Source organism: Curtobacterium sp. MCBA15_016, assembly GCF_001865105.1.
Taxonomy (GTDB): Bacteria; Actinomycetota; Actinomycetes; order Actinomycetales; family Microbacteriaceae; genus Curtobacterium.
On the sequence record NZ_MJGR01000034.1, the window covers coordinates 9,125 to 10,086 of the forward strand.

The 962-nt window shown below is 75.2% G+C and carries 1 protein-coding gene; it reads left to right on the top strand.

Going from position 1 to position 962, the window contains the following annotated elements; all coding sequences use genetic code 11:
• The coding region (locus tag BIV03_RS13880) for a glycosyltransferase family 2 protein (protein ID WP_071296126.1) at positions 1 to 962 on the top strand (962 nt) is incomplete at both ends.

The window sequence follows — 962 nt, forward strand, 5'->3', positions numbered from 1 at the left end:
CGCGCTCCGTGCCGCCGTCGCCGCCCTGCCCGCCGTCCCGCAGCCGCCGATCCCGGTGCGTCTGCCGAGCACCTCCGTCGTCCTGTGCACCCGTGACCGCGCCGACCAGCTCGGCGCCGCCCTCGACTCGCTGCTCGCCCTGGACCACCCCGACTTCGAGGTCGTCATCGTCGACAACGCGCCCTCCGACGAGTCGACGCGCGAACTCGTCGAGGCCCTCGACGACGACCGCGTGCGGTACGTCCGCGAACCCGTCCCGGGCCTCTCGAGCGCACGCAACGCCGGCGTCCTGGCCGCGCGGCACGAGATCGTCGCGTTCACGGACGACGACGTCGTGGTCGACCGGGCGTGGCTCCGTGCCGTCGCCTCGGGGTTCTCCCGCGGGGACGACGTCGTCTGCGTCAGCGGACTCGTCGCCAGCGGTGAGCTCCGCACCCCCACGCAGCGGTACTTCGACGAACGGGTGACCTGGTCGCGCAACCTCGTGCCGCGCGTGCACCGCCTGTCGGCACCGCCCGTCGACCGGCCGCTCTTCCCGTTCGCGGTCGGTGACTACGGCACGGGTGCGAACTTCGCGATGCGGCGGTCGGCGATCACCGACCTCGGCGGCTTCGACGAGGCACTCGGCGTCGGCACGGTCACCGGCGGCGGCGAGGACATCGACATGTTCTCGCGCGTCGTGCTCTCGGGCGCCGCGCTCGTCGTCGAACCCGCGGCGCTGGTCTGGCACCGGCACCGTGCGGACCTCCCGGCGCTCCGGAAGCAGGCGGAGGGCTACGGCACCGGACTCGGGGCCTGGCTCACGAAGATCGCCCTGCAGCCCCGCACGCTCGGGATGGCGCTGCAGCGCGCCCCGCGGGCCGTGCGCCACCTCGTCTCGGGCACCGCCGCCGAGCCGGCCGTCACCCCGGCAGCGGCACCGGTCGCCGTCGGCACCGCGGACGCGCCGCTCGACGACGCCG